Consider the following 22,112-nt stretch of genomic DNA (forward strand, 5'->3'; position numbering starts at 1 on the left):
AGTTACTAAGTCACTTAGATACTAAGTTTTTATTCTCTGAAATCTGATCACTGATTACTAAAACTAACTACTATTATTAATGCTCTGAAATCACCTGTAACTCCGTACGGAAAGTGAGCATTTTGTCCCCAAACAGTTTTTGTCCTTCGGCTTGTAATGTTGCAGCATCTTCGAGATAATACCTTTCTAAGGTTTCTTTGCTATCGGTAGTATATTGTGTAGAATAAGTCACTCCACCCATCTCTTCTTCAACCAAGACTCGAACCAGTTTGGCAGAAACAAACTTCCCAGTAGCAATCATCTCAGGAATGTGTTTGTGTTGCATCCAAATCATCCATTTGTCGTGCACGCTCTCGTGTATGTTTGTGGTTACGTTGTATATTATCATGTTTTCTTTTTTTTGTCACACTGAGCTTGTCGAAGTGTTTTCAATTTGTCTTCGACAAGCTCAGACTGACATTTGTTCTTACAAATTTTTATCCCCTCTCAAAGTCCTGAAATTCCTTCGTGCTTCTACAAAGTAAATACTATCTTGATGGTTAAAGAGTATTTTTTCATAGAGTGGCTGCGCCTTTTCGGTATCTTTTAATTTTTTATTATAAATCTCAGCCGAAAAATAGAGTGCTTCATCTATGTATATTCCGTCACTGTGATGATCCATCATATTTTGATATTGGCTTAAAGCCAAAGTATAATCACCTAATTTTTCGTATGTTTTCCCTAAACGCAACAGCGTTACTGCTTCGATTTCCTCTCCTTTGAACTTCTTTAGAATCGCTTGAAACTGGGCAATTGCTTCTTCATTTCTATTTTGATACAATAGGTAATCTCCTTTAGCAAATTCTTTTAAAGCCGTTTGAGTCGAATCAGCCACGGTATTGTCATTGATTAATAGAAAATATTCTAGTGCATCATTAGCAATCAACTGCGTACTGGCTGATTTTAATTCTTTGAACTGTTTTAAGGCCCAAGGAAAATCCGCTTTAAAATAACTCGTTTTGGCTGCTTTTAAACTGGCCTCATGCGCTACGGCATCATTCTTTAAATCCAATTCGATTTGGGAATAATACAACAAGGCTTGATTGAATTTTTCTTCAAAAAGCAAAATATCAGCCAATTCCATTTTGACCTGTGCTTTTTGATAGTCGTTCAATTGCAATTCGAGCGCTTTTTTGATAATCGCTCGAGCTTGCTCTGGTTTTTTCAAATTAAAAGCCACAAAATGTGCTTGAATCAGTTGCAAAGATAAGCTAAAAGGACTGATTTCATATTGTTTGAGCAGGGCTTCGATTTCAGTATTAATCGCTACAAAATCATTTGGAGTAGCTTTGTCAATTTTCATTTGCAACAAATACGAATGGGCTTGAATCAACAATTCCAAATCTTTGGTATTTTCTAAAACGAAATCTAAAATCATCTTCGCCGTTTCGGAATCGTCTTCTTCAATACTCAGTTGAGCCAAATTTACTATTGCAGACAAGGATTCAGGGTTGCGTCTGTAAATGGCCTTTTCCTGAACAAATGCTTTTGAAAATTCTTTTGATTGCACGTAAAACCAGCTCAAATAGTGGTTCCAAAACACCTCTTGATTTTTTTGGACTCTGATAATCAAAGCTTTTTTCAACAAATCACTAAAACTAGAATCTCCCTCATTAGTCATGTAACGGGACATTTGGTTTTGAATCAAAATAGAATTTTGAGGATTGAGAATAGCTTCCTCAAGGAAAGTATCAATCATTTTTTCCATATTGCCTAGCTGTCCATAAAGCAAGCCTTTTTGATAATTAAAATTCAAATTAGGCATTTTTATTTCAGCGGTTTCATAGGCTTTAAGTGCGTAATCTAGCAAAACTTTTTTTTCAAATGATTGAGCCACCGAATAAACTTCGTAGGGATTGCTGTTGATTTTATCAATGGCTTCGTTATAATAATCTTTAGCCTTGGTCTCGTTCTTTTGTAATTGAAAATTGTACCCTAATTCGACCAAAAGACTCGCTTGCTTGTATTGTGATAGTCGCTGTGAAATGGCTTTATCTGCCAGTTCAAACTGTTGTAATTGTTGGTAACAATCAATGGTACGAAGAAAATACTGTTGGTTTTGAGGTACCGAGGTCAACAGTTCCTCATAACTGATTTTGGCTTTTTCAAAATCGCCTTTATCGTAGTAATACTGTGCGAGTTGTTCGTTTTGCGAAAACACGAAAACTGAGAATAATAAAACAATATGTAAAATTAGATGTTTCATTTTGAAAGTGTTCAGTTGTCCGTTTTTGAGTGTTCAGCACAGTAAACAAAAGTATTCCTTGTTTCGTTTTTTTGTATTCAGTTTACAACTATTTTAAATCGAATGATGTGCAAACTGAATACTAAAAAACAGAATATTATTCACTAATTAATTATATCAAACCCGCAATAAGGTCGTAATACTTCAGGAATAACGATTCCTTCTGGTGTTTGATAATTTTCTATAATTCCTGCTAAAACTCTTGGTAATGCCAATGAGCTTCCGTTAAGGGTATGTGCTAATTGGTTTTTGCCATCTTTGTCTTTAAAACGCAATTTCAAACGATTGGCTTGAAAAGTCTCAAAGTTAGAAACTGATGAAATTTCCAACCAACGGTCTTGTGCAGTTGAAAACACCTCAAAATCATAGGTTAATGCCGAGGTAAATCCCATATCACCACCACACAAACGCAAGATTCGGTACGGTAATTTTAATTCGTTCAAAATATCTTTCACGTGCTCTACCATTCCGTCCAAAGCTTCATACGATTTTTCAGGATGTTCAATACGTACAATTTCTACTTTATCAAATTGGTGCAAACGATTCAAACCACGTACATGAGCACCGTAAGATCCTGCCTCACGACGAAAACAAGGTGTATAAGCTGTCATCATAACAGGCAACTCTGTCTCATTTAAAATCACATCACGAAACAAGTTGGTCACTGGCACTTCGGCCGTAGGAATCAAATACAAATCATCGACTGTAGCATGGTACATTTGTCCCTCTTTATCTGGTAACTGTCCTGTTCCATAACCTGAGGCTTCGTTTACCAAATGAGGCACTTGTACTTCATTATATCCAGCAGCGGTATTTTTATCCAAAAAATAATTGATTAAAGCACGCTGTAAACGCGCTCCTTTTCCTTTGTAAACAGGGAATCCCGCACCAGTAATTTTATTTCCTAATTCAAAATCGATGATGTCGTATTTTTTTACCAAATCCCAATGTGGTTGCGCACCTTCGTGCAATACGGGTACCTCGCCTGCTTCAAACACATTTAGGTTTTCTTCAGGAGTTTTCCCTTCAGGAACGATATCCGCAGGAAGATTAGGCAACGTATATAATTTTTCAGTTAATTCAGAGGCTAAACTTTCAGCTTTTTCAGCCAATTCTTTACTTTTCTCTTTTAAAAAAACTGTTTTTTCTTTTAAAATAGCGGCCTTTTCTTTTTCACCATTTTTCATCAATCCCCCTATGTCTTTTGACAATTTATTAGACTCAGCCAATACATTATCCAATTCCACTTGGGAAGCACGACGCTTTTCATCTAAAATGACAATTGCTTCCACTACTTCTTTAGCATCGATATTCCTTTTGGCTAAAGCTTGAATAACTTTTTCCTGATTTTCTCTAATAAATGTAATTTGTAACATAGTTTGATTTTTATAACCCTAGTTGTTTTTTTCAATAAAGTACGCAAATTTAAGGAAATGTTTCATATAAAGTGGAGAATATTACAAACTTAAACTAGGTATAAAACTAAAAAAGACCGCCTCAATAGACGGTCTTCAATAGTATGGAATAGAAAATGTGTTTCTAAATTATTCGATAACAATTTTTCTTGTGCTTGTTTTTCCAGCCTCAGTGATTTTCAAAACATACACTCCTTTAATAAGAGCGGAAACATTTACATAACCAGCAGTAACTTCTTCTGCTAAAACTTGTTTTCCTAATATGTCGTAAATCGCTACTGATTTTGATTCAGCACTATTTGAACTAATGAACAATTTACCTTCTTTAACTGGATTTGGATAAATTTTCAATCCTTCAATTTCGTTTTTTGTAACACTTAAAGGAACTCCTTTTTTAACTCTTAAATTATCTAATAGAAAAGCATTTCCCGCATTACAGTTATAATACATCATCATATTAACATTAGTAATACTTGTATGAGTTGTATTAATAACAGTTGCTGGTGTAGCATTCGTAAAAGGCACAACAGGAGTATACTCTAAATAAGGATCTCTCTGAGCTGTAGTACCCTCTTTTCTTACTTTCATAGACCAAGTATCATCTACTGGATTATAATCTACAATCACCGATACTCCATTTGAGGAACTAGCAACTACGCCACTTACTTTAGACAAGACAGTAAATGTCCCAGTACTAAGTCCTCCTGTAAAGTAACCCAAATAAACAGAATTAGTAGCGTCAACATCATCACCAGCCATTATTACAGCATAACCATTTGCATTTGTATCCGTTGAAATAGATGAATTATTTGCCATATTAGTGGCTAAAATTACTCCTCCACAATGACCTGCTCCAGGAGTAAAAGCTGTTGCCAAATTTGTTAACTTAGTACTTCTATTTATACGAAATCCAAATGACCAAGTAATTACCGCATTATTATTCGTTAAGATTGGATTAAAACCAGTACCCAAATTACTCAATGATATTGACGCTGTTGATGTACCTCTTAAAGTTGTAGGAGTTGTTTGAGAGCTTCCCATTATAGAGAAAAATGTATTATATGATTCTGGATTACCGCCACTTGCAGCAGTATAATTAACACTACGTCCACTTGCAATGGTAGCATGAGTTTTTGTCCAACCACCACTAGGTGTACTTGCTGTTGGCAACACAGTAAACAATCCAGTGATTGTGCGTCCTGACGCAAAACCTGTCACAGTACCATCGGTTTCACCAGAAAAATGTGTTAATTCAGTAGCGCCAATAAAAGTAGCTGGATCAAAAAATTCTTCAAAAAGTGTTGTTTGCCCAAAAGAGCTCACTGAAACAAAAGCCATAGCTGCTAATAAAAGTAATTTTCTTTTCATAATGTTAAAAATTTAAAAATTAGTTTGTTTTGAATTGATATTCCAAACTGGATAACCAGTTTGGAATACCAAATATAAATAATATTTTCTGTTCTACAATACACCACCCTTAAAAAATTAGTTTTCAAGTAGATAATTGCTCAAAAAACAATCCAAATACTACATAAGTAGAGTCGATTCAGGTATTAATTATTGATTACAAGTCGTTTTGTACCTACGATGTTATTTTTATCATTTACTATTTTCACTAAGTAAATGCCTTTGCGTAAAGCACTAACATCCAAGGCATAGTGGTTGTTATTATAATTTTGAAGTTGTTTTTCTAATACTTGTTTACCGTCCATACTGTAAATCACGGCATGACTAGCATTAGTCAATACAGAAGCATATAAGTTCAAGGTATTTGAAACTGGATTAGGGTAGACCATAAAAACAGTATCCAATTTGTTCTTTGACACCGATAACGGAGTTGCTATACCATAAAATTCAATCTCTGAAATAGTCGTAAAACTCGATGTGTTATTTCCTTTTCCTGTAATTTTCACATAACGTGTAAGATTAGAGAATTGATAGGTTGCAAAGGTCGTAGCTCCTGCAGCAGCACTCTGAATGGCTACTGGAGTGGTATAATTTGTTCCATCTGTCGAAAATTGAATATCATAAAAATACCATTTGGTAGAAGACCCCGTAGTAGCTAGTTTTATAGATTCTAATGTGTAAGTACTTCCTAAATCATAAATAATAATCCCTCCGTCAGCATTATCAGACCATCTGGTACTGGTGTCTTTATCCAACGTATTGGTTGCAATATTAGGTGATTGCGTTTTATCAGCAGACACCGTTACAGGCGCACCTGCTGCTCCTGAATTTATCAACACTGCTCCTGATGGAGCTCCTTGCTGTGTAATTGTTAAAGTGACTGGTGCCATGCCACTTCCGGTCACCGTAAGTGTTCCCGTTCTTGCGGAAGTAGAAGAATTTGCTGCTGCTGTAATGGAAATAGTTCCATTATTTACCCCTGAATTTGTATTGATGCTTAACCAAGTTGTATTATCTACACTTGCAGTCCAAGATACATTTGAGGTAACGGTTGTATTTTTTGTTTCTCCAGCTGAAACCAAATGGGCAACAGAAGACAATGACAATGTAGGCCCAACTTGTGTAATTGTCAGGGTCACTGGATCTATTCCTGCACCTGTAACAGTCAATAAACCTGTTCTACTCGCGCCTGAATTATTAGCTTTAGCGGTTACGGTAATCACACCATTGTTAGAACCAGAATTGGTATCAATACTTAACCAACTTGGACTATCAACACTAGCTGTCCAGGCTACGTTTGAAGTAACCGTGGTAGTTTTAGACTCACCTCCAATTGTATAACTGGCAATTGGCGATAAGGCGAGAGGAATATCTTCATAAGCCAAGGGCCCCACTGTTGCCTCTGTCATGGGTCTATAACGTACAGAGCCTAAACTGTAATGATCCGCACCCGGGTTGCTTGGCTCCGGTCTGGTTTGTCCATCGGCATCTTCTGAAATGGAAATTGTTGACCCATTAGCATATAAAGGAGTACTAGCTGTAGATCTCCAGGTACCATCCGTATTATTATAAACTAAATTTGGATTTTCATTGGTAACCTGATTTGTACTTGACAATGTAGTCACTGTTCCTCCACTAATCAATGTAGCCGTTCCAGTAGGATACATTAAATTATTAGACCAAGTGATGGCACTGCCTTGATCTTTACCGTCCACAATTTTCACCAAACTATTTCGGTTACTTGTAACCAGGTTATTTGCGATGGTAATTTGGCTCACCGCTTTTGTGTAATTGTTATTATTTGTAAACCCTATTTCAATCCCTTGGTCATTGTTTACCAATGTATTGTAAGCAATCACCACTCGTTCTGGTCTGTAATGTTTGGTCAAATCAGAACTTTGCCCTTCAATGGCATCACCTTGTGTCAATGTAATGGGCGCATCCCATTTGGTTCCATTAAGTCCTTCAAAATAATTATTAATGATAACATGGTCAGTACCATAAATACGCATTCCACCAGTATATAATGTAGCCCCATCAGGTGAAGTACTTATGGGCTTGTTATTGCCAAAGAAATAATTCCCCTCCGCTCTATTGCGATTCCCGTGTCTAAAAGACAATGTTCCATAACTCCCTTTAAATGTATTGTGACGAATGATATTATCACTTGATTTAACAGAAACAATTTCAGGATCACCATCACAATTTTCAAATAAATTGTATTCTACTGTTGTAAATCCACTGGATTTAGACATAGCACTCCAACCCACACGAATCGATTCTTGTTCGTTTACCGCTCTTGGGCTATTGTCTTTAAAATGGTTATGATCGATAAGATCGTATTGCGACTGTACTTTAGAATTAGTCCCATCAACGGTGATGTAATGTCCTGGGGTATTTTTGTCTTTAAAAATATTATGGTCAATTCTATTGTGATGACTCAAAAATTGATATGGTTCAACAGTGTCATCCCAAACACCTCCTATAAAAACCCATTTAATCGAACTAGTGGTGGTCAACTTAAATGTATTACGAGTAACTCTAATATTATTACTTCCTTCTAACTTGACGATGGTACTATTTCCAGTACAATTAAAATTAAATCCTTCTAAGGTGATATAGGATGATTTTTTAAAAGAAAAATAAGAATCACCGGTAAAAGTCACACCTCCTACGGACTGAGGCTTAATGATAATCGGTTTGTCGCTAGTAGCGGTTGCTGAAGTGGTGGTTACTTTAAAACTGTTATACGTTCCATCTTTTATAATAAAAGTCCCCCCAGTGGTTGCTGCAGCATTTATCGCCGTTTGTAAGGTCGAAGCAGAAGTATAAAGTGTTTGGGCTTCGATAACATTTAAAAATAAAAGACTCACTAGCAATACCAACGTACGCAATATTTTGCCTTTAAAAAAAGTAATTTTTTTCATCATTAAATCATTTTGGTTAGTTAATTTATTGGGCAACCATATTGGTTTTCCAATCTAAAAAACCAAATATAAAAATAAAAATGGTATTTAAAATACTTTATAACTTAAAAAAGCACTGGTAACGAACACGTTAAAGAAAAATAAAAAAATGCCCAACTGACATCATTGTCAATTGGGCATTTTAAAGGAATAAAAAGTCAATAGCTGTTTTCAAATAGTTCAAAAACTATTTTTATTCTATATCCTTAAAAATTGGTTTATTTACTTTTTGTCTTCTTTTACGTTGTGTGTTTTTAGCCATTCTTCCCCTTTTTTATCTAAAAAGAAATCCATCCAAACATAGTACAGGACGCTATCCTTTTCAACTGATACAGAATGACTTGAACCTAATGGAATATGCAAAACGGAATACTGAGGAAAATGCACTTTGGCACTATCAGCGTAAACCACACAATCATTATTTGTAAGTCCTAAAAATAATTGTTCCAGCATAGGGTGTTCATGAGCACCTACTTTATCAGGCCCTTTTGTCTGCACGGTTCCCATGGCAATTCTTGGAATAATTTTGTTTGGCAAAATTGTTCGGCTTACGGTATTTGGGCTTTTAATGGGTTCTGTGTAAGGTTTGCAATCCGTAAATTTGGCATAATACACTTTTTGAGTATTTTCTTTAGGAAACTCTTTTAAATCTATCAGGTCTTGAGCAGTCAACTTACTTGATATTTTCAAGTAGTGAATGGTATCATTTTTAGCAGAAGTAAAAGCAATCTTTTTTACGATATTTGGCAAAAAAATGGTCTCAGGAACGATTTCATAATTTTTATTTTCAGCTACTATATTCCCTTTTCCTTTTACAAATAAATAAACTGTTTTATAACCTGGCTTAGCCACATCAACCAACGCTTTTTCACCCGTGATAGCCATGTGTTCCACTAGAATGCCTTTTATTTCATTATTTATAATGGATTTTGAATACTGTGGTGTATTTTTATTCCAATGCATGTTCAAATTCTCGATTGGAATTTCTTGGGCTTGTACGGAAATGGCACCTGCGTAAAAAGCCAACAATGTTATAATTGTTTTTTTCATTTTGATTAATTTATTAATAGAAAGTATTTTTAAAAACGTAAATATTTTCAGTTTTTAGAGATTATTTGAAACCCTTAAGTCGGTTTCGAAATAACCACAAAAAAGATTTGTTTGCAAAAACGACTTTGTTTTAGAACTTGAGTCAATCTTAATTGGAACAAAACTCCACGAGCATTTTAAAATGATTTTCCATACTGCGCACAGCTAGTTCTACATCTTGATTTTTTATAGCTTCGAATATAGCTTCATGTCTTTGAATTTCAGACAAATATTCTTCGTCATTACACACACGATTATTTTCAAAAACCGATATTATTTTAGGTGTAATTTGCAACATCAATGCATTCATCGTCATGTTGCCACTGGCTCTTGTTATGGCAAGATGAAACAACAAATCTTCTTGTAAAGCATCTTGTTTGTTTATCATTTTGTTTTTGAAATCATTCAATGCTTTTTCAATGGACTCCAAATCCTGTTCAGTTCTTCTTGCTGCGGCTAAACCAGCAGCTTTGGATTCCAACAATATTCGGGTTTCCACCAGCGATTTAAAATCCTGATCTCTCAATTTCAAAATATCTTCAATAATACCATTCAGCGCTGTTTGACCAATCGTTGCGATAAATGTTCCAGATTGCGGAATTGATTTTACCAACTCATAAAATTCAAGTTTTTTAATCGCCTCATTGATATTTCGCCTACTTACTTTAAATCTTTCAGACAATACCCTTTCCGAAGGCAACTTGTCGCCAGGTTCTAAATTTTTCTGAATGATTAAATCTCTAATTTTAGAGATAATTAAATTTTGTATCTCGTAATTATCCATCGTATTGCAAGCTTATCAAATTGTATTGAACACTCCATTTCTTCTCCAGAGATAAAGTCTTAGCGTTGGTTTTACAACAAGAAAAGACGTAGTTTTTGCTACACCTCTATATTCTGAAAAACAGAAAAGGGTTACTGGTTTGACAAAACAAACCAGTACTATCCTTTTGCTGACTCAAAAAAAAAATTAAATCGGTTATCAAACCCTCTTTTCTTTAGTATCCTGTATTTTGTGGTAACAAATTAGGATTTCTTACAAGCTCGTTAGCAGGCAAAGGGAACAGATAATTTCTAGAAGCTAGATAACCTGCTTTGGTTCCTTCTAAACCAGAAGTACCAAATACATTATAAGGAGCTTCAGCCATTTTTCTTCTTGCAATATCGTACCATCTTGAAAACTCAAAAGCCAATTCCCATTTGCGATCTTCTAAAACAGTCATTCTAAAATTATCTTTTGATAATCCAGAAACATTCGCCGGAAATGCACTTGGTGTACTCCCCGCAGCACCTGCTCTAGCTCTAGCTCTGACACGATTCAACCAGGTTTCAGCATCTCCTGTTTGTCCTACTTCATTAGCTGCTTCAGCACCTATTAGTAATACTTCGGCATAACGCATCATCAAATAATTACTTTTAGTTGTTCTACCATTACCATCTGCTGCTGGACCTGCTTTACGGGTATATTTTGCAATATGAGGTCTGTTATCACCCGCCGCAAAATAGGTTGTAAAGGTTTGATAAGGCTGTCTTACACCTTTAAAAACTCCGGTGGCATCAAAGCTCACCGCTTTTCTGTAATCCAAATTATTCCAAGAATTATAAACATTTAATGAAGGCACTAATACAGACCAACCACCGCCATAACCGTATTGCTCATCAGCTCTAATACCTGTAAATGCCGCCAAATAATCCCTTCCTTGATCGCCATCAGATGAACCAATAAAATCAATTACAAAAATGGGTTCTTTTGAAGCATCAACTTTTGAATAATCAAATAAGTTTTGGAAATCAGCCTCTAATCCTAGGTTGTAAATGGACTCTTTAGAAACGATATCTTTTACCTCGTCATACGCTTTTTGATAATTAGCACTATCATATTGCCCCATTGTCAAGTAAACCGAAGCCAAGAAGGAACTTGCAGCCGACTTAGCTGGCAGTGCTCTGGACGTTTGTGTATTAGGCAACCATTCTTTAGCAAATTGCAAGTCGGCTATAATTTTAGCATATACTTCTGCAACAGGTGTTTTACCTATTTTACCCGCTGCTTGTACATCAGTCACTGGAGCATCTAAATAAGGAATTGCACCAAATTGTCTCACTAAATGGAAATATACAAAAGCACGAACAAAGTAAGCTTGCGCCACTACTTTATTCTTTTCAGCTGCATCCGCTTGCACATACGATGCCCCTGCTATAGCCTCATTTGCAGCACCAATGATTTGGTAACATTTTGGCCAATAAACTGCAATATTCGCGTTATCTGCTTGCACATTAACATTACTAAACTGAACACGTTCAGGATTAGTAACATTTGGATTTAAATCAACCATATCACTCGCTAACATCAAGGACATTGACAATTCTCTTGACATAAAATAGCGGTGGGTCATGTGTCCATAAGCTCCATTAATAGCCAACTGAACTTTATCTAAAGACGTAAAATACGTAGCAGGAGTTAACAATCCTACTGGTTTTTCTTCTAATTCTGAGCATCCCATAATTGAAAGTACAATCAATAGGGACAAATATTTAAATTTTTTCATCTTCTATTTTTTTTAATTATTTATTAAAACTTTAAACTAAGGCTAAAATTCACTGATCTAACTGTTGGGAAATTTCCAAAATCAAATCCTTTAGTGGTATTAGCAGTTCCTGTATTTCCTCCACCTGAACCAAAGTAACTTACTTCAGGGTCTAAGCCAGAATACTTAGTAAAAGTTAACAAATTTTGTGCGCTAATGGTAAATCTAAGACTCTCTACACCCAACCTATCAATTACAGTGGAAGGGAAATTATACCCTAATGCAATGTTTTTTAGTCGAATGTAACTTCCGTCCTCTACAAATCGAGATGAAATTTCTCTTCTATCCGCTACTACACGAGGAATATCTGTGTTGGTATTGGTAGGCGTCCAAGCATTTAGCACCTCTTTAAGTGCATTTGAATTACCTCTATACAATTGTGCTTTTGTAAGATTAAAAACATCACCACCATAAGAACCTTGGAAAAAGATATTCAAATCAAAGTTTTTATAGGTGAAATTATTTGTAATCCCCATGTTCCAATCTGGATTAGGGTCACCAATTAATTTTCGGTCTCCAGTAGTAATCACACCTGAACCATCTACATCCAAGAATAAAGGATCACCCGCTTGACGTGTTGCAGCGGCAGCCGTAGTAGCAGTTCCTGTAGGCAAAGTTCCTCCTTGATAAACCCCCATGTATTCTAATCCATAGAAAACACCAGCCGCTTCTCCTTCTCTCAAAATATGCGTTCCTGATTGATTACTGAAATAACCCGGTGCCGCATTTTGAATTACATCAATCCCTCCAATTAATTTTTTTACTTCATTTTTATTTGTGGACCAATTGAAATCAGTTGTCCATCTAAAATTCTCATTGGTAATATTTCTGGTATTTAATGAAATTTCGAAACCTTTATTATTAATTTCTCCAATATTTCTAATACTTGCTAAGGTTACAAAACCTAAATATTCAGATTGACTTTGGTCAGCCAAAAGAAGGTCTTTTGTATCAATATTATAGTAATCTAACGAAAGAGATATTTTATTGTTTAGCAATCCTAAATCAATACCAAAATTGGTTTGATAAGAAGACTCCCATTTTAAATTGTCATTGGCAGCTTGATTAGGAACAACAGTTCCTACTACCTGATTATTAATACCGGTATAAACGGTGGTTAAACTTGCCAAAGATTGGTATGGAGAAATCGCTTGATTACCCGTTACACCATAACTAGCTCTTACTTTTAAATTTGAAATCGTCTCGCTATCTTTTAAGAAATCTTCATTCGAAATTTTCCATCCCAAAGCACCTGATGGGAAAATCGCATATTTATGATTTTTAGCAAAGTTGGACGCCCCGTCTCTTCTTAATGTAGCCGTTAAAAGGTATTTATCATTGTAATCATAATTTAATCTTCCAAATTGTGATTCAATTTCTTGCTCCGTGAATGAAGAGGTAGGCAACACTGTTACGGCACTACCCGCTAAATTATAGTATGAAAAACTATCATCAACAAATTTTTGAGCTCCAGCAGAAAATCGTTCTGAAGTTGTTTTTTGATAAGAGTAACCTGCTAATAAATTCAAAGTTCCTTTGCCTATTTCTTTGTTGTAGGTAAGGTAACTTTCACTCAATACATCCGTTTTCTTAAGATTAGAGATACTCGCTTTTCCTCCTGTACCTCTACCAGCGGTAACCAATAAGGTTGATGGTCTAAAAGTTCCGAAAGTTTCATTAGTTGTACTAAAACCAAACGTAGTTTTAAAAGTTAGGTTTTTGATAATGTCATAATTGGCATATAAATTCGATCTATTAATATCCGTTTTCGTGTTATTTACTGCTTCAGTAGCAATTGCATACGGATTATCTACCTCATCTCCAGTAGCATCTGTTGTATTCAAACCCGTAACAGGATCTTTGACACCAAAATCGGGTCTAAATCTAAACATTAACGAAATAACATCATCACCACCTCCGTTAGCTGTTAAACCTGTAGATTGTGTAGGCACTCCATTTTTAGTTCCTCGACTGCTGAAAAGATTAAAACCTAATTTTAATTTATCGGTCACTTGTGCGTCAATATTGGATAAAAAAGTTAATCTTTCAAAATCAGAGTTGATAACAATACCCTCTTGTTTAAAATAATTTGCTGAGGCATAAAAATTAATTTTATCGCTTCCTCCAGAAAATGAAAATTGATGATTTTGTGTGCTACCCGTTCTATATAATAAATCTTGCCAATCAGTATCTGCTGTTCCTGCAACAAAACTTGGATTGGTTATTTTTTTATACGCAATAAATTCTTCGGCGTTTAATAAATCAAGTCTGTTAGATGTATTTTGCAGTGAATAATTAGTATTCATTTCAACGGTTAATTTCCCAACTCTACCTTTTTTAGTCGTTACCATAACTACCCCGTTAGAACCTCTAGAACCATAAATTGCGGTGGCAGATGCATCTTTTAAAACCTCAATCGATTGTATATCGCTTGCTTGTGGCATTGTTGCTCCCACAAAACCATCTACAACAATTAGTGGATCACTCGCCGCATTGATAGAAGTATTCCCTCTTACTTTAATACTGATAGGTGCACCAGGCTCCCCACCATTATTAGACTGAACCACAACACCAGCTGCACGGCCTTGTAGCGCTTGAGTAGCATCGGCTAATGGAAACGCATTTATTTCATCTGCTTTTACTGAAGACACTGCACCAGTAATATCACTCTTTTTTCGAGCACCATACCCTACAATAACTACTTCTTCTAGTTGTTTTTCACTTTCCACCAATACTACGTTGAGTTTCTTTTGATTGGTAATTTTTATAGATTGAGTAATATATCCTATATATGAAAACTGAAGTACATCTCCGCTTTTAACATTCAGTTTAAAATTCCCATCGAAATCAGTAGCGGTGCCATTCGTGGAATTAGCAACAATAATATTAGCACCAGGAATAGGCATTTTACTGCCATCTGATACTGTTCCGGATAATACATATCCCTCTTGAGCAAATAATGTGATATTGAAAATCAATATCAACATTATGGATAATTTAGTTTTTAAATTCATAATTAAATCTGGTTAGTAATTAAATGTGTTAATTGAGGATGAAACAATGGTGTGAAATGTATTTTACTTTACATTTTTTAAAATTTATGATTAATAAAAAAAAGTGGAAAGTCAATCTGAAATTTTAGTTTGGTTTTCCAATCTGGTTTTCCAAATGTAATTATTATTTTTTTGTTAAAAAAGATTTTTATAAGTTTTCTTCAAAAAAAGTTTAATTAACAGAGACAAATACCTAAAAAAAGCACTAAAAAATATACTTAATGCAAAAAAATATTAAAAATTGCCAATCTTTAAAAAACACCTATGCATGCAGTACCGACAAGGGTTAACAAAATTTTTAGAAATAAAAAGAATAATATTCTTATAAAAAATGTAGGTAAGGAGTTAAAACAAAAAATAGTTATAAACCAATTTTAATTTTTCATTAATATGATAGGGCTAGAACTTACTAATTGAACTGGGAATAGTTCTATGGAATTTGAAAATCATAAAAAGTCTAACGAATAAAACTTAGCTTTGAAATGTAGTATAGCCAGCGCAAGTTCTAGAAGGCAAACCCATTTCAAGTTAATGCAAAAAAAATCCCAATTTACACATTGATGTAAATTGGGATTTAAAAATTAAATAGAGCTAAAATAAATACTTACGCTATTTATTGTTTTAACTCTTTAATGATATCAATACATTCTTTTGTTAACGATTGAATTTTATTTAGGTCAAAATTACCATCTGATTCTGGCTTGATTAATTTAGACCCCATACCTACGCATACTGCTCCAGCTTTAATCCATTCAGTCAAACTTTCTTTGGTAGGTGACACTCCACCTGTAGGCATAATCGTTGTCCAAGGTTGAGGCCCTTTAATACCATTGATAAAGGCCGGTCCATATAATTCACCAGGGAATAATTTAACTACTTCACAACCCATTTCTTCGGCTCTTGCAATTTCAGTCAAGGAACCACAACCTGGTGACCACATTACCTTACGACGGTTACACACAATTGCGATATCTTCTCTAAATACAGGCGTAACAATAAAGTTAGCCCCTAATTGCATGTACAAAGAAGCTGCCGCTGCATCTGTTACAGAACCAACTCCTAAAATCATTCCTGGAAGCTCAGCTACTGCATATTTCACTAAGGCTGCAAAAATTTCATGAGCAAAATCTCCTCTGCTAGTAAATTCTAGCAAACGAGCCCCTCCATCATAACAAGCCTTCAATACTTTTTTACTTACTTCTACATCTTTATGATAAAACAACGGTACAAGACCTGTTTCTTTCATCACTTGTGCTACTTCTATTCTTGAAAATTGAGCCATATTTTATTATTTTATCTTGAAACTTTTCCTGAAAAATCACCTGATAGCAATTTTTCAATTTCTGGTTTGGTTACTAAGTTATAATCTCCTGAGATGGTGTGTTTCAAACAGCAAGCCGCAACAGCAAAGTTTAAGGCTCTTTGATTATCCAATGGCTCTTCATTTAAACCATAAATCAATCCTCCCATAAAGGCATCCCCACTACCTACTCGATCCACTACTGGCGTTACCTCTTGAACGGCGGCATTGTATATTTTTTTACCATCATACATTACCCCACCAATTCTTTGATGAGAAGCACTTACTGAATAACGTAACGTAGTAGCTACGTACTTCATTTCAGGGCATAATTGAAAAATCTTATCATATAAAGAAGGTAATATTTCTCCTTTTGTATAATCTGGATCTACTTTATCTAAACCTAACATAAAGTAAGCGGTATCTATATCACCTAAAATTACATTACTGTATTTAAGCATTTCTGGCATTACCTCTTTAGGTTGTTTTCCATAATTCCAAAGTTTAGCACGGTAATTTAAATCGGTTGAGATTGTCAAACCCATTTCGTGCGCCACTTGAATGGCTTCCATACAAGCTTCAGCGGCGTTTTCAGAAAGTGCTGGCGTAATTCCACTCCAGTGAAACCAAGTAGCGCCTTTAAGAACTTCTTTCCAATTGATTTCGCCTTTTTGCAATGTTGCCATAGAACTATTGGCTCTGTCATAGATAACATTACTAGCTCGGGTACTTGTTCCTGTTTCTAAGAAATAAATTCCTAATCTATCTCCTCCAAACAAAACATTTTCGCAACCAACATCTAGTTTACGCATTTCTTTCAAAGCACTAATTCCCAATTCATTATTAGGGATTTTAGTTACATATTCAGCATTCATACCATAATTTACTAATGATACTGCTACATTGAATTCACCTCCACCATACGTAGCTTTGAACGATTCTGCTTGAGAAAAGCGCAAATGTCTTTCTGTTGACAAACGGAGTAAAATTTCACCAAAAGTGACTACTTTTTTCATCTTATTTAATTCCAAATTGATTAACACTATTTTAGCTTAGCTAAATAAATATAAAAAAACCTTCAATCGTTTTCGAAAGAAGGTTCAAAAGTAACTTTTTTAAATGTAAATCAGATTATTTTTTTATCAAAAGCCAATCTTCACTTACTATTTACATCGCTTTTTAGTGATTCATAACAAACTACAAAAGGTAAAAAAACACCTGAAACGTTATTATTAAAGCGTCTTATCCTTTTTTAAAATTCTTAACGTATAACATTCACACAAATTCAGTCTTTTGTGAAATCAGTATTGTTACTCATTATAAGTTTAATCAAGGACAAAAAAGGCGTCTTAGTTTATAGTCTTTCTACAATCATTAAAAAAACAACTTATATTCCTAAAGCTTGACCTCCACCAATTTGGATTGTTTCAGCAGTTATGAATGAAGCATCGTTACTTACTAAGAAAGCAATTACACCCGCAACTTCTTCTGGCTCACCTAATCTACCTAATAAAACACTGCTTTTCCAAGATGCAAAAACTTCAGGTTTTGTAGCTTTAATTTGAGCGTGGAAAGGCGTATCAATAGTACCTGGAGATACTGCATTAACTCTAATTCCGTACTCAGCTAAATCTTTAGCCAAAGCTCTTGTGATGGATTGAACACCACCTTTAGATGTAGCATAAATACCTGCTCCTGGTCCTGCACCATTCCATGCTGCATTTGAAGTATAGTTGATGATAGAAGCATTTTCACCTTTTTTAAGAAATGGTATAGCAGCTCTTGAAGCAAAGAATACTGAATCAAGATTCAAAGCCATAACAAATTTATATTCTGCAGTGGTCATTTCTTCAAATCTAGCTCTGATACCAATACCACCTGCATTGTTTACAAGAACATCAATTTTTCCGTATTTTTCACCAATTTTAGTAATATTAGCTGTTGTTTCTTCATCATTAGTAACATCAAATCCATAATATTCAGCTTTGATTCCTTCAGCAGCTAGTTCAGCAACGCGTTCAGCTCCTTTTTGATCTTCGATACCATTTAAGATTACGGTATATCCGTCTTTACCCAATCTTTGCGCTACAGCAAAACCTATTCCACCTGTGGCTCCAGTAATTACTGCAACTTTTTCATTTAAATTACCCATCTTTATTCTAAATTAATTATTTACTACTTTATTTTAAAAACTCTATTTTACTTATTTGATAACTGGTTCTATTTTTCGAATAAAAAACATGATTGACAAAATTGTCAACGGTGCTAATACAGCTATAATGATAAACGCTGGGGTATAAGAAACCGTCGTAATTTGAGGAATTAACCAGTTCATTATAATTACTGAAAATGTCCCAATAGCACCAGCCAATCCAGCTAAAGTTCCTACAGAAGGCCCTTTGAATAAATCACTTGATATGGTTTGTAAATTTCCAATAGCAAATTGAAAACCAAAAAGAACCAAAGAAACAATGTATATAAACGACATCGCATTGCTACCGTCAATCAAAAATATGATTCCTAACAATCCCATTAATATCAGGGCACAACCAATACCTATCGTGATTTTTCTTGCCGCATCAACTGATTTTGTTTCAATTAATTTTCCACAATACCAGCCACCAATTATACTACCAGCCATACCTCCTAGGTAAGAAATCCAAATAGTAGAACCAATTTCTTTTACACCAAATCCAAATTTATCGTGTAGATACAAAGGCATCCAACCCACAAACAACCACCAAATAGGCTCTATAAAGAAACTCCCCACAAGTACCCCCCAAGACTGTTTGAATTTTAAAATATTCATCACACTCAATCCTTTTTCTTTAGTAGGAGTACTATCAGTAGCTTTACTACTGGCAACAATTAGATTCAATTCCTCCTCAGTAATCCAAGGATGTTTGTCTGGAGTGGCTTTGTTAATAAACAACCACGGAATAACCCATAAAACACCCACAGCACCAATTATTATATAAGTCATTCTCCAACCAAATTGCGCATATAAAAACGCAATTAACACTGGTGCAATTACACTTCCTAAAGAAGCTCCTGCATTAAAAATACCTTGAGCAATCGCTCTTTGCTTAATAGGAAACCATTCACCATTACTCTTTACAGCACCAGGCCAGTTTCCTGCTTCTCCTAACCCTAACAATCCTCTAAACAAAGTCAATGAGAATAATCCTTTGGCAAAAGCATGAAAAATAGACGCTACAGACCACACTACAATGGATACTGTAAAACCCAATCGGGTACCGATAATATCATATAATTTACCCGACAAAAACTTACCCGCCGCATACGTAATCATAAAAATATTAAGCATGATAGCATAATCCGCCTCATCCATCCCCAAATCTTTTCCCATTTCGGGCCACATGATTCCAAAAGCAGTTCGATCAATATAATTAATCACCGTTGCGAGACAGATTAACGTAATAATCCACCATCTTAAACCTTTTACTTTCATAATATTATCTGTTTATTACACCTTTTATTTCCTAATAAAAAAAGCCAAAGAATCCCTTGTACCTATTATTAATGGATTAGGCAAATTGTATTAAATTTTAAAAAAAAATGATTTAGAGTTTAAAAACGTATCCCCAGAAAGTGTTTGATTTTAAACCTTTAATCTTTGTACTTACTCTTCTGTATTGTCTGAACTATTATAGCAATATTCATATAATGCTTTGAAATGTTCTTTCATTTTTTGTTTAGCCAATTGTGGATCCTGAGCAACAATCGCATTGTAAACTTCAGTATGTTCTTTAATTCTTTCTACACCTTCATTCCCATTTTTATCACACACATGGTATCTTTCAAAATTGGTCAAAATCTCAGGAGTGATAATCAACATCAAGTTGTTGATTGTGCTATTACCACTTGCTTTTGCAATAGCTAGATGAAATATCAAATCTTCTTGAACAGCATCTTCTCCTAAATTCACCTTAGCAGCATACGCATCTAATGCTTGCTTAATGTTTACCAAATCTTCTTCTGTTCTTCTAGTAGCAGCCAAACGAACTGTTTTTAATTCAATTAAAATTCTGGTTTCTACTAATGATTTAAAATCGGATGTTCCTAATCTCAAAATATCGTCTATTATGCCGTTGATAGCTATTTTCCCAATATTAGCCACGAAAGTACCGCTTTGAGGTATTGATTTCAATATACCGTAAAACTCCAATTTCTGGATTGCTTCACGCACACTACTTCTGCTCACTTCAAATTTTTCAGACAGCATACGCTCAGACGGAAGCTTGTCTTGTGGCTCTAAATTTTTATAGTTAATATAATCTCTAATCTTAGCTATAATTGCATTTAGCGACTCTTTATTATCTTTTCTGGTAATTACTTCTAACTTCATACTTATTATTTTAATTAAAACTTCTGGTTAACCAGATTGGTTGATAAAATTATAAAAAAAAACAACACGAAAATAAAAAAGAACACTTTAAAACAGATTAGCTAAACCGTTACTAATGAGTAACTTGTAAAGAATATATTTTTACCTTTGCAAAGGTCCCTGGTGTTTTAGATTGAAAATAATTCCCTGCTTTGAAATAATTTTCGAATATCCCCCATTTTTTCATGTGAATATCATCGTAAACCAATGATTCTGTATCATTTAAAATCACTTCCATTCGCCCATCCGAAACTTTCACTTCTAGAGTAAACCTTGTGTTTAAATCGATTTTCTCTTTAAAATTTCGACCTTCATCATCACCCCAAGCATGTTCTGAAAGCATTTCTTTATAAGGCGCGTTCAAATCTTTAAGTACTTTTGTTTTCACACGAATTTTTCCTTTATCCCAATACACTTTCAAAATAGGCGGTGCATTGTTGTCTTTTTGACCAATTAAATCACGTTGTTCATCCGTTAATACACCGTGAATTTGCGCAATAATAACGCGGCTGTATTTGCCATCTGGCTCTTTTGATATGTCGTCAATAGCATACGTACCTCTCATTTTACCGCCTTTTGCAAATGTCCAGTTGACCTTATTGCTACCAGTTTCCATTGTCTCTCTTAGCTCAGAACGAGAATAATGCGTATTAGCCGTGGTCACTCCCGAAGGAAAGGCATAAAAAACAACAGACTTGTCTTTTGGGTCATCGTACATGTACTTGGATGCGATTTTATCCTCAGCATAATTTAGTATTTCAGGATACCCTAAAGAGTATGGCTTACCTGGTTTATCTGGATTCTCCTCAGGCACAGTAACCGTCCAATGAGACCAATCAATTTTAGCAGTTTTGCTTTTTGATTTTTTATCCTGTGCATTACTAATTGTAGCAGTTGCTAGAACCGTTAGTAATAAGATTTTTGAAAATTGTATGTTCATTTCAATACTGTATTAAAACCTAATAAATCTAAAAATGTACTTGCTTTATTATTCTACCACTTTGGTAAACCAATTTGGAGAACCAAATATAGAAACTAATTTCAATTAAAAAAAGTAAAATGCCATTTATTTTATAAATCCAGGCTAAATAATCGTTAAATCCTACATTTTATAGGGGCAACATGCTAAATTTTGAATTTTTTTTTAAAATAAAAGAACTGAAAATCAAAAATATACATAAAAAAACCGCAACACATCATTTAAAATGCATTGCGGTTTTTAAAATCTATTTATAAAACTACTAGTAGTGTTCTTTATTCATAAAATCTTCACGAATTGGACTAAAAACATCTATCAAAACTCCATCAGCTAAACATACAGCTCCATGTAATACGTGAGGCGGAATATAAAAACAATCTCCTCCTTTTAATACTTTTTTGTCATCACCAATGGTTACTTCAAATTCGCCACTTACTACATAAGTTACTTGTGCATGGTAGTGCTCATGTAAAGGTCCAATACTTCCTTTTTTAAAATCAACGTTCACAAGCATGATAGTATCATCATAACCCATGATTTTACGTTTTACACCATCACCTACCACTTCCCATTCCATTTCGTCTCCGATTAAAAACTCTTTACTTGCTCCAAAACTTTGCATAACG

At 34.6% G+C, this 22,112-nt stretch carries 16 protein-coding genes; all 16 read right to left on the minus strand.

Annotated elements, in window-relative coordinates; genetic code table 11:
• Window positions 1-76 precede the first annotated feature (76 nt).
• A complete protein-coding gene (locus tag K5R64_RS02525; protein WP_220760546.1) occupies window positions 77-388 on the minus strand; it encodes a DUF4286 family protein in 312 nt (103 codons plus the stop codon).
• 78 nt (window positions 389-466) lie between these two features.
• Complete coding sequence (locus tag K5R64_RS02530; RefSeq protein ID WP_220760548.1) at window positions 467-2,245, minus strand: tetratricopeptide repeat protein; 1,779 nt, start codon at window positions 2,243-2,245, stop codon at window positions 467-469.
• Between the two features lie 143 nt (window positions 2,246-2,388).
• The gene (gene serS, locus K5R64_RS02535; RefSeq protein ID WP_220760550.1) at window positions 2,389-3,660 is read right to left on the minus strand and encodes a serine--tRNA ligase; all 1,272 of its coding nucleotides are present in this window, start codon (window positions 3,658-3,660) and stop codon (window positions 2,389-2,391) included.
• Between the two features lie 168 nt (window positions 3,661-3,828).
• A complete protein-coding gene (locus tag K5R64_RS02540; protein WP_220760552.1) occupies window positions 3,829-5,067 on the minus strand; it encodes a T9SS type A sorting domain-containing protein in 1,239 nt (412 codons plus the stop codon).
• 185 nt (window positions 5,068-5,252) lie between these two features.
• On the minus strand, window positions 5,253-8,033 hold the full coding sequence (locus K5R64_RS02545) for a chondroitinase-B domain-containing protein (protein ID WP_220760554.1): 2,781 nt from the start codon (window positions 8,031-8,033) through the stop codon (window positions 5,253-5,255).
• Between the two features lie 261 nt (window positions 8,034-8,294).
• Window positions 8,295-9,122, minus strand: a complete 828-nt coding sequence (locus K5R64_RS02550) for a hypothetical protein (protein ID WP_220760556.1) — start codon at window positions 9,120-9,122, stop codon at window positions 8,295-8,297.
• 148 nt (window positions 9,123-9,270) lie between these two features.
• On the minus strand, window positions 9,271-9,945 hold the full coding sequence (locus K5R64_RS02555) for a FadR/GntR family transcriptional regulator (protein WP_220760559.1): 675 nt from the start codon (window positions 9,943-9,945) through the stop codon (window positions 9,271-9,273).
• A 214-nt stretch (window positions 9,946-10,159) separates the two neighbouring features.
• Window positions 10,160-11,707 (minus strand): RagB/SusD family nutrient uptake outer membrane protein, encoded by a 1,548-nt coding sequence (locus K5R64_RS02560; RefSeq protein WP_220760561.1) that lies wholly within the window; start codon window positions 11,705-11,707, stop codon window positions 10,160-10,162.
• 23 nt (window positions 11,708-11,730) lie between these two features.
• The gene (locus tag K5R64_RS02565; protein ID WP_220760563.1) at window positions 11,731-14,760 is read right to left on the minus strand and encodes a TonB-dependent receptor; all 3,030 of its coding nucleotides are present in this window, start codon (window positions 14,758-14,760) and stop codon (window positions 11,731-11,733) included.
• 652 nt (window positions 14,761-15,412) lie between these two features.
• Entirely contained in the window at window positions 15,413-16,081 is a 669-nt protein-coding gene (locus tag K5R64_RS02570) for a bifunctional 4-hydroxy-2-oxoglutarate aldolase/2-dehydro-3-deoxy-phosphogluconate aldolase (protein ID WP_220760565.1), read from the minus strand.
• An 11-nt stretch (window positions 16,082-16,092) separates the two neighbouring features.
• Window positions 16,093-17,115, minus strand: a complete 1,023-nt coding sequence (locus tag K5R64_RS02575; protein WP_220760568.1) for a sugar kinase — start codon at window positions 17,113-17,115, stop codon at window positions 16,093-16,095.
• A gap of 371 nt (window positions 17,116-17,486) precedes the next feature.
• A complete protein-coding gene (locus K5R64_RS02580; protein WP_220760570.1) occupies window positions 17,487-18,251 on the minus strand; it encodes an SDR family NAD(P)-dependent oxidoreductase in 765 nt (254 codons plus the stop codon).
• Window positions 18,252-18,302: 51 nt separating this feature from the next.
• A complete protein-coding gene (locus tag K5R64_RS02585; RefSeq protein ID WP_220760572.1) occupies window positions 18,303-19,571 on the minus strand; it encodes an MFS transporter in 1,269 nt (422 codons plus the stop codon).
• A 171-nt stretch (window positions 19,572-19,742) separates the two neighbouring features.
• Complete coding sequence (locus K5R64_RS02590; protein WP_220760573.1) at window positions 19,743-20,468, minus strand: FadR/GntR family transcriptional regulator; 726 nt, start codon at window positions 20,466-20,468, stop codon at window positions 19,743-19,745.
• Between the two features lie 112 nt (window positions 20,469-20,580).
• Window positions 20,581-21,447 carry a polysaccharide lyase family 7 protein gene (locus K5R64_RS02595; protein ID WP_220760576.1) on the minus strand — a complete coding sequence of 289 codons (867 nt, stop codon included), beginning with the start codon at window positions 21,445-21,447 and terminating at the stop codon, window positions 20,581-20,583.
• A 301-nt stretch (window positions 21,448-21,748) separates the two neighbouring features.
• Window positions 21,749-22,108 carry a cupin domain-containing protein gene (locus tag K5R64_RS02600; protein ID WP_220760578.1) on the minus strand — a complete coding sequence of 120 codons (360 nt, stop codon included), beginning with the start codon at window positions 22,106-22,108 and terminating at the stop codon, window positions 21,749-21,751.
• Between the last annotated feature and the right edge of the window lie 4 nt (window positions 22,109-22,112).

The organism is Flavobacterium sp. UMI-01, assembly GCF_019656315.1.
In the GTDB taxonomy this organism is placed as follows: domain Bacteria; phylum Bacteroidota; class Bacteroidia; order Flavobacteriales; family Flavobacteriaceae; genus Flavobacterium.

Coding starts and splice junctions, on each gene's coding strand:
- K5R64_RS02525 (WP_220760546.1), bottom strand. CDS start 388: ATGATAATATACAACGTAACCACAAACATACACGAGAGCGTGCACGAC.
- K5R64_RS02530 (WP_220760548.1), bottom strand. CDS start 2,245: ATGAAACATCTAATTTTACATATTGTTTTATTATTCTCAGTTTTCGTG.
- serS (WP_220760550.1), bottom strand. CDS start 3,660: ATGTTACAAATTACATTTATTAGAGAAAATCAGGAAAAAGTTATTCAA.
- K5R64_RS02540 (WP_220760552.1), bottom strand. CDS start 5,067: ATGAAAAGAAAATTACTTTTATTAGCAGCTATGGCTTTTGTTTCAGTG.
- K5R64_RS02545 (WP_220760554.1), bottom strand. CDS start 8,033: ATGAAAAAAATTACTTTTTTTAAAGGCAAAATATTGCGTACGTTGGTA.
- K5R64_RS02550 (WP_220760556.1), bottom strand. CDS start 9,122: ATGAAAAAAACAATTATAACATTGTTGGCTTTTTACGCAGGTGCCATT.
- K5R64_RS02555 (WP_220760559.1), bottom strand. CDS start 9,945: ATGGATAATTACGAGATACAAAATTTAATTATCTCTAAAATTAGAGAT.
- K5R64_RS02560 (WP_220760561.1), bottom strand. CDS start 11,707: ATGAAAAAATTTAAATATTTGTCCCTATTGATTGTACTTTCAATTATG.
- K5R64_RS02565 (WP_220760563.1), bottom strand. CDS start 14,760: ATGAATTTAAAAACTAAATTATCCATAATGTTGATATTGATTTTCAAT.
- K5R64_RS02570 (WP_220760565.1), bottom strand. CDS start 16,081: ATGGCTCAATTTTCAAGAATAGAAGTAGCACAAGTGATGAAAGAAACA.
- K5R64_RS02575 (WP_220760568.1), bottom strand. CDS start 17,115: ATGAAAAAAGTAGTCACTTTTGGTGAAATTTTACTCCGTTTGTCAACA.
- K5R64_RS02580 (WP_220760570.1), bottom strand. CDS start 18,251: ATGGGTAATTTAAATGAAAAAGTTGCAGTAATTACTGGAGCCACAGGT.
- K5R64_RS02585 (WP_220760572.1), bottom strand. CDS start 19,571: ATGAAAGTAAAAGGTTTAAGATGGTGGATTATTACGTTAATCTGTCTC.
- K5R64_RS02590 (WP_220760573.1), bottom strand. CDS start 20,468: ATGAAGTTAGAAGTAATTACCAGAAAAGATAATAAAGAGTCGCTAAAT.
- K5R64_RS02595 (WP_220760576.1), bottom strand. CDS start 21,447: ATGAACATACAATTTTCAAAAATCTTATTACTAACGGTTCTAGCAACT.
- K5R64_RS02600 (WP_220760578.1), bottom strand. CDS start 22,108: ATGCAAAGTTTTGGAGCAAGTAAAGAGTTTTTAATCGGAGACGAAATG.